Source organism: Streptomyces sp. SID11385, assembly GCF_010548245.1.
Classification (GTDB): Bacteria; Actinomycetota; Actinomycetes; order Streptomycetales; family Streptomycetaceae; genus Streptomyces.
In genome coordinates, this window is record NZ_JAAGLR010000006.1 from 1 (window position 1) to 6,573 (window position 6,573).

Sequence of the window (6,573 nt, forward strand, 5' to 3'; positions counted from 1 at the left end):
CCCGTCCGGCGCGCACGCGTGGCCCGTCCGCCCCGGCCCCGGTCCGCCCATCCGGCGCACCGCCCCCCCGAGCCGCCCGCATCCGCCGCCCGCCGCCCCCGCTGGCCTACTCCCCCAGCAAGCGCTCCAGCACGACGGCGATCCCGTCCGCGTCGTGGGACAGGGTGATCTCGTCCGCGACGGCCTTCAGGTCCTCGTGGGCGTCGGCCATGGCGACGCCGTGGGTGGCCCAGCGGAACATCGGGATGTCGTTGGGCATGTCGCCGAAGGCGATCGTCTCGGCCGCCTTGACGCCGAGGCGGCGGGCGGCGAGGGAGAGTCCGGTGGCCTTGGTGAGGCCGAGGGGGAGGAGTTCGACGACTCCCTCGCCCGCCATCACGACCCCCACGAGCTGGCCCGCGATCGCGGTGGCGACCGTGGCGAGGGCGTCGTCGCTCAGCGCGGGATGCTGGATGTAGACCTTGTTGATCGGCTGTTCCCACAGCGCGGTGGCGCGGCCGGCGTCGTCGAGCTCTATCGAGGCCAGGGCGCCTTCCTGGACGCGGTAGCCGGGGCCGGTGAGGACGTCGCCGTCCAGGCCGTCGCGGCTCACCGCGAGGGCGAGGGGCCCCGTGTGCTCCTCGATCAGCTCGATGGCCCGCCGGGCGAGCCCGCGCTCCAGCGTCACGGAGGTGAGCAGCCGTCCGCTCCCGGCGTCGTAGACCTGCGCGCCCTGCGCGCACACCGCGAGCCCCTGGTAGTCCAGCTCCTCCAGGACCTTCTTCGTCCACGGCACCGGGCGCCCCGTGACGACGATGTGCGGCGCCCCCGCCTCCGCCGCCGCGACGAGCGCGGCGCGCGTACGCGGCGAGACGGTGTCGTCGGAACGCAGGAGCGTCCCATCGAGGTCGGTGGCGACGAGCCGGTACGGGAAACGACGGTGCCCGGGGGCCTGCCCGGGCCCCAGGGCCTGCCCGGGTACGGGCACGGCGCCCGCCGCGGGCACCGCACCGTCACTCGTCAGTGCCGCTCCCGCTCCCGTACGAACGACCTCGTCACCCGTACGAACAGCCTCGTCCCCCGTGCGAACGGGCCCCGCGCTCACTTGGCGGTGGCCGGGGCGACCGGCTCCAGGACCTCGCGTCCGCCCAGGTACGGCCGCAGCACCTCCGGTACCCGCACCGAGCCGTCCGCCTGCTGGTGGTTCTCCAGGAGCGCGACGATCGTGCGCGGGACGGCGCAGAGCGTGCCGTTGAGGGTCGCGAGCGGGCGGGTCTTCTTGCCGTCGCGCATCCGGATGGACAGCCGCCGCGCCTGGAACTCGGTGCAGTCCGAGGTCGAGGTCAGCTCGCGGTACTTGCCCTGCGTGGGAATCCACGCCTCGCAGTCGAACTTGCGCGCCGCGGAGGAGCCGAGGTCACCGGTCGCGACGTCGATGACGCGGAACGGCAGCCCGAGCGAGGTCAGCCACTGCTTCTCCCAGTCGAGGAGCCGCCGGTGCTCCGCCTCGGAGTCGGCGGGATCGACGTACGAGAACATCTCCACCTTGTCGAACTGGTGGACGCGGAAGATGCCGCGCGTGTCCTTGCCGTGCGAGCCCGCCTCGCGGCGGAAGCACGGCGAGAAGCCCGCATACCGCAGCGGCAGCCGGTCCGCCTCGATGATCTCGTCCATGTGGTAGCCGGCGAGGGCCACCTCGGAGGTGCCGACGAGGTAGAGGTCGTCGTCCTTGAGGTGGTAGACGTCCTGCCCGGCCTGGCCGAGGAAGCCGGTGCCGTCCATCGCCTGCGGGCGCACCAGCGCGGGCGTGAGCATCGGCGTGAAGCCGGCCGCCGTGGCCTGGGCGATCGCGGCGTTGACGAGGGCGAGTTCGAGGAGCGCGCCGATGCCGCTGAGGTAGTAGAAGCGCGAACCCGAGACCTTGGCGGCGCGCTCGACGTCGATCGCGCCGAGCAGGTGGCCCAGCTCCAGGTGGTCCTTGGGCGTGAAGCCCTCCGCCTCGAAGTCGCGGATCGTGCCGTGCGTCTCCAGGAGGGCGAAGTCCTCCTCGCCTCCGACCGGGACGTCGGGGTGGACGAGGTTGCCGAGGCGGCGCAGGAGGTCCTGCGTCTGCGCGGCGGCGTCGTTCTGCTCGGCGTCGGCGGCCTTGACCGCGGCGGCCAGCTCGCCCGTCCGCTTCAGCAGCTCCTGCTTCTCGTCCCCCTGCGCCTTGGGGATGAGCTTGCCGAGCTGCTTCTGCTCGGCGCGCAGCTCGTCGAAGCGGACCCCGGAGGAGCGGCGGCGCTCGTCGGCGGAAAGGAGGGAGTCGACGAGCCCGACGTCCTCTCCTCGGGCGCGCTGCGAAGCGCGCACACGGTCGGGGTCCTCACGAAGCAGGCGAAGGTCAATCACAGAGCCAGGCTACCGGGGCGGTGCTCCTCGGCTCGACCGGGATTCGGGGCGCGAGGACTCGCGGGCATGATCTTTTGTGCGACCCGCTTGGGCGTTAAGGGTGAAATAGGTGATTTGCCGGAATGTTCGTGGGGGTATTCGGCATTCCCCTGAGCGGGCGGCGCTTCTCGGCGTACGGTCGCGGATGGCGTGAAAAGGCGCGGGAGTGGCATGCGGGGCGTCGCGAGCGGACGGTCCCCGAGCCGCGCGGACCTGCGGGGAGGCGGCGCGGGGCGAAGTTGTCCACAGGGCCGTGCGTTCCGGAAAAGTTATCCACAGGCTGCGGATGTCCGCTGTGGATGTCGGAATGCGAAGTTCCGAATCCAGCCGTTCGTTCCGTGGATTTCCCTTTCGAAACCTTGTGGGCGACCCCTTTCGGGTGGAAATTCTCGCTCCCATAGAGTTGATCAAGGGAAAAGCGGCGCCGAATGGCAGCGAACCGGCCGGAGCGGCCAGGAAATGACTGTGGACGGACTTGGTGGCCGTAGGGGTCTCTAGGGCGATTTGTCGACCATGTCGGGCGCGTCTGTCGACTTGTCCCCAGCCGCGGACGCCTGCCTGTGGATAACTCTGTGGACAACTTCTTCATCTTGTACGACGCCTTGTGCGCGACGCCGGGCGCGGGACCCGGGAGGTGAGGGCGGGGATCAGCCCTCCAGCAGCCGCTGTCCCACGTACTCGCCCTTCGCCGCCCCTCCCGGCACCGCGTAGAGCCCGCTTGCCTCGTGGCGGATGTACTCGGAGAGCGCGTCGCCGCGGTCGAGCTTGCGCTGCACGGGGACGAAGCCCCGCAGCGGGTCCGCCTGCCAGCACAGGAAGAGGAGCCCCGCGTCCGGGACGCCGTCCGCGTCGATGCCGTCGTGGTACGAGAACGGGCGGCGGAGCATCGCGGCCCCACCGTTCTGGTCGGGCCGGGTGATGCGGGCGTGGGCGTTGAGCGGAATGACGAGATCGCCGTTCTTGTCCGTCGCGTTGAGTCGCGGCTCGGTCCGTTCCCCGCCGCCGGTGAGGGGGGCACCGGTGGATTTCCGGCGGCCGATGACCTTCTCCTGCTCCGTGAGCCCGAGCCTCTCCCAGTCGTCGAGCAGCATGCGGATACGGCGCATGACGACGTACGAGCCGTTCGCCATCCACTCCGGGCCGTCCTCGGCCCCCACGAAGACGCGCTGAGTGAAGTCCTTGTCGCTTTCCTGTGGATTGCCCGTCCCGTCGAGCTGCCCCATGAGATTCCGCGCGGTCCGGGGGCTCGCGGTCGCGCCGGGGGAACGGTTGAAGCCGTTCATCTGCCAGCGCACCCGCGCCGTCCCGCGCGCGTCCTTCTGGAGCGCGCGCAGGGCGTGGAAGGCGACGAGCGCGTCGTCGGCGCCGATCTGCACCCACAGATCGCCCTCCCCGCGCTTCGCGTCGAGGTGGTCGGAGGAGAACTGCGGGAGCGGCGCGAGGGCTTCGGGCCGCTGCTTCTCCAGCCCCGTACGGCTGAAGAAGCTGTGCCCGAAGCCGAAGGTGACCGTGAGCGAGGCGGGCCCGGCGTCGAGCGCGATGCCCGTGTCGTGCCCGTCCGCCGCGACCGTCTCGCCTGCCATGAGCCGCTCGGCCGTCTCCGACCAGCGCCGCAGGAGGTTCGCCGCCTCGCGCCTGCCCTTCCCCGCGAGCAGGTCGAAGGCGAGGAGATGGCCCTTGGCCTGGAGCGGGGTGGTGATGCCCGGCTGATGTTTCACGTGAAACATCGCGCGCCGGGCGCCGAGCCGGGTGAGCGCCTCCGCCGGCGCCTCGCTCTCCTCCGGCGCGAGGGCGTACCCCACGCCGCCGCCCACGGCCCCGAGCACGAGCCCGGTGGCCCCGGCGGTGCCGAGCAGCGCGCGTCGGCTCACGCCGCCGGGGCGCTCCCCGGCCGTACTCTCCTCGGCGGCACGGGGCCCGGCGGACGCCTTGCCGGTGGTGGGCCGGTCCTGGGACGGGATGCGGTCTGTCATGGTGCTCAGTGCTTTCAGGTGCGGTCCGGCGCGAGCGCCGGGCCCGGCGCGTGGCCGCCGGGGCGGCCGTACGCGCCGGGGTCTCAGCCGATGCGGACGGTCTTGTCGACGGTGACCTGGTCGATGTCGGAGGTACGGACGGTGACGCCGAGCTGCCAGCTTCCCGCCATCGGGATCTGCACCCCGGACGCGCTCCAGTGGCCGGGCGCGAGGTGCGAGGGCCGGACGGCGATCGGGCCGAGGTTCTTCTCGGGGAGCGTGAGCGAGAGGCGGACCTCGGGCACGTCGAAGGGCGCGCCGCCCGGGCGCTCGATGTAGACGTGCACGGCGTTGGCGCCCGAGCGGCCGGGGTCGGCCTCGATCTGGACGGTGCCCTTGCCGTTCTCGCCGCCGGTGTCGAAGGGGAGCTTGACGGAGACGGGCGCGCCGCTCGTGGTACCGCCCTTCGTGGCGGCGACCTGCTCCTCGGTACGCCCCGGCTCGGTCGTGGTGAGGACGGTCGTGACGCCGAGCAGGACGACGGCGATCCCGGCCTCTATCAGCACGGAGCGGCGCAGCCCGGAGCGGAGCGGGTCGGCGTCCCGCGTCCGCTTCTCCTTTGCGACCCGCACGGCCGCCTGCTGCCGCGCGAGCTGGGCGGCCCGTACGGGATCGGAGACGTCCCCGCCGTCGGCGGACTTGCCGCGGACGCCGCTCCCCTCGCCCAGGGCGGCCTTCTCCGCCCGCTTCGGCTCCGCGCTGCGTGCTTCCGGCTCCGCGCTGCCCGCCTTGGGCTCGGCGCTGCGTGCCTTGCCCTTCGCGTTCGGTGTCTTCGCCTCCGGCTTATTCGCCTCCGGCTTCCTAGCCTCCGCGTTCGGTGTCTTCGCCTCCGGCTTCCTCGCCTTCTGCTCCGCCTTCCGTGCCGCCGGGACCGAGGCCGCTTCCCCGGCCACCGCTGCCCCGCCCGCCGTGAGGCGGCTCGTCCAGCGGCGTGAGAAGAAGGCGACGACGACGAGGAGGACGACGAGGCCGACCTTCACGAGGAGGAGCTGCCCGTACGAGGTGCCGGTGAGCGCCGACCAGGTGCCGACCTGGCGCCAGGTCTGGTAGATCCCGGTGCCGACGAGCACGACGACGCTCGTGAAGGCGAGGCGCGAGAAGCGGTCGACGGCCGTGGACTCGATGGCGGGGTCGCGGTAGAGCGCGACGAGGAGCGCGGTGAGTCCGCCCAGCCAGGCGGCCACCGCGAGCAGGTGCAGGATGTCGACGGGCATCGCGACGGAGGTCTGGAGCCCGGCCGAGGCGTGCTCGGCGAGCGCCCAGGTCGAGGCGAGGCCGATCGCGACGACGGGACCGCCGATCGCGAGCCCGAAGCCGAGGTCGCGGCGCTCGGCGGCGTTCTCGCGCCGCGCGTACGCGCCGAAGAGCACGGCGATGAAGAGCGCGGCGACGGCGAGCAGCAGCAGCCGCGAGACGAGTGCGGCGCCTGGCTTCGTCTGGAGCACGTCGCCGAGCGCGCCGAGGTCGAAGACGTCGGAGAACTTCCCCGAGCCCGTGTAGGAGCCGCGCAGCAGGAGCAGGGCGAGGGTCGCCGCGGTGAGGGCGACCCAGCCGCCCACGACGAGGCGTTGCAGGGCGCGCAGCCGGGTGCCGCGCGGCCAGCAGCCGAGCACGAAGGCCGCGCCGCCGACGAGGACGACGAAGCCCGCGTACGCGACGTAGCGCCCCACGTCGTAGAGGAAGCCGACGAGCCCGCCGCCCGCCTCGGTGTCGGGGACGACCGCGCTCGTCTTCGACGGCGCGCCGATCGAGAAGGTGAAGGCACCGGCGACGGGATGGCTGTCGGCGGAGACGACCTGGTAGGCGACGGTGAAGGTGCCGTCGGGGAGACCGGCGTGCAGCTTCACCGCGTAGCGGGCGCGCGAACCACCGCTCAGGTCGGTGAGCTTGCCCGTGTCGACGCGCTCGCCCGAGGGGTCGAGGACGCGGACCGCGTTGTCGGAGACGCCGATCTTCTCCGAGAAGTCGAGCACGACGCGGTCGGGCGCGGTGTCGAGCACCGAGCCCTGCGTCGGGTCGCTGCCGACGAGTGCCGCGTGCGCCGAGGCGGGCGCGGCCCCCGCGAGCACGGCGAGCAGCGCCGCCGCGAGACTCGCGAGAAGGAGCGCGAGCCTGCGGCTCCCCGGGGCACGGCGGCGGGCCGCACCGGGCC

General features: G+C 72.7%; 4 protein-coding genes. All 4 read right to left on the reverse strand.

Annotation, left to right across the window (positions count from 1 at the left end; translation table 11 throughout):
• Positions 1-106 precede the first annotated feature (106 nt).
• Positions 107-967, reverse strand: coding sequence for an HAD family hydrolase (locus G3I42_RS00580; RefSeq protein ID WP_343244410.1), 861 nt, complete (start codon positions 965-967; stop codon positions 107-109).
• Between the two features lie 113 nt (positions 968-1,080).
• Positions 1,081-2,370, reverse strand: a complete 1,290-nt coding sequence (gene serS / locus G3I42_RS00585) for a serine--tRNA ligase (protein ID WP_164281890.1) — start codon at positions 2,368-2,370, stop codon at positions 1,081-1,083.
• 686 nt (positions 2,371-3,056) lie between these two features.
• Positions 3,057-4,382, reverse strand: coding sequence for an iron uptake transporter deferrochelatase/peroxidase subunit (gene efeB / locus G3I42_RS00590; RefSeq protein ID WP_164281891.1), 1,326 nt, complete (start codon positions 4,380-4,382; stop codon positions 3,057-3,059).
• Between the two features lie 83 nt (positions 4,383-4,465).
• The coding region (locus G3I42_RS00595; RefSeq protein ID WP_239096175.1) for a copper resistance protein CopC at positions 4,466-6,573 on the reverse strand (2,108 nt) is incomplete at its 5' end.

Coding starts and splice junctions, on each gene's coding strand:
- efeB (WP_164281891.1), bottom strand. CDS start 4,382: ATGACAGACCGCATCCCGTCCCAGGACCGGCCCACCACCGGCAAGGCG.